The 1,412-nt window shown below is 70.8% G+C and carries 1 protein-coding gene; it reads right to left on the bottom strand.

The annotated features are described in order from the left end of the window. The coding region (xseA, locus tag G3N92_RS34100; RefSeq protein ID WP_206131878.1) for an exodeoxyribonuclease VII large subunit at positions 1-881 on the bottom strand (881 nt) is incomplete at its 3' end. Between the last annotated feature and the right edge of the window lie 531 nt (positions 882-1,412).

Below are 1,412 nucleotides of genomic sequence, written 5' to 3'. Positions count from 1 at the left end.
AGCGCCGCATGGCGTTCGCCCAGCTCGCGCAGCAGCAGCGCGCGCTGCGGGCTGACGAGCTCGGCCGCGCCGGTGGGCGTGGGCGCACGCACGTCGGCGGCGAAATCGGCGATCGTGAAGTCGGTTTCGTGGCCCACGCCGCTGATCACCGGCAGCTCGCTGGCGGCGATCGCGCGCGCCAGCGCTTCGTCGTTGAACGACCAGAGATCCTCGATCGAGCCGCCGCCGCGGCAGACGATCAGCACGTCGGTGCCGTCGCGCTCGCGGCGCGCGTTGGCCGTCTCGACCATCTCGGTCAGCTTCTCGGCGGCGCCCGCGCCCTGCACCGGCGCCGGGTAGACCACCACCGGAATGTGCGGCGCGCGGCGCGCCAGCGTGCTCAGCACGTCGCGCAGCGCCGCGGCCTGCAGCGACGTGACGATGCCGATCGCGCGCGGATGCGCGGGCAGCGGCCGCTTGCGCTCGGGCGCGAACAGCCCCTCGCTTTCGAGCTGCGCCTTGAGCTTCAGAAACGCCTCGAACAGCCGGCCCTGGCCGGTGCGCCGCACCGCCTCGACGCTCAGTTGCACCTCGCCGCGCGGCTCGTACATCGTGACCAGCGCGCGCACCTCGATGCGGTCGCCTTCGCGCGGCGTGAACGGCGCGTGCTGGGCGCGGCCGCGGAACATCACGCAGCGCATCTGCGCGTCCTTGTCCTTGATCGAGAAGTACCAGTGGCCGCTCGCCGCGCGCGTGAAATTCGACACCTCGCCCGACACCCAGCTGAGCGGGAACGAACGCTCGAGCATCGAGCCGATCGCGCGATTGAGCGCGGAAACGGGGATCACGCCGTCGCCGGAAACGGCGCCGCCGGGGCCGGACAGAAAGGAATCGGAAGGCATCGCGTCGGGAGAAATGGGAGCGGGCACACGATAGCCCTGCCGCGGCGCGCCGGCAAGCGCCGCGGCGGCCCGCGGCAGGCCGACACGAAGTGTCCACACCCGCGCGGCAGCATTCATCGAGCCGTCACATACCCCTTAAAAACCGCAAAAAAACTCTATAACCCATTGATTTTTAATGATTAATTTGTGACATATTGTGACGTCCCACCGGCCGGAAGCCCGCCATGCGGGCGTTTGCGCCGATCGGCGGGTCAGTTCTTCACAGAGTTATCCACAGGCTGATGCGGCAGGCGTCCCGTGCGCGCGACTTGCCGCGCGCGCCGCCGCCGCGCTAGAGTGCCGCCTTTCGAGGGGCAATCGCCAGGGCCGGCCTAACGGCCGCCGCCCGGCCGGCCAGCCCCGCCGCAACACCGCACCGCCGCCGCTTCCGGAGATTCGCCCTTGACCGATCCGTCCGCCTTCCCTTCGATCCGGCCCGCCGCCGGCGCTGCCCGATGAGCCGCCCCGCCGGCTGGGTGGCGCGCATCGAGG

This window comes from Burkholderia sp. Ac-20379 (assembly GCF_017104645.1).
In the GTDB taxonomy this organism is placed as follows: domain Bacteria; phylum Pseudomonadota; class Gammaproteobacteria; order Burkholderiales; family Burkholderiaceae; genus Burkholderia.
The sequence above is the reverse complement of the archived record's forward strand: the minus strand, read 5'-3'. Positions and strand labels throughout refer to the sequence as shown.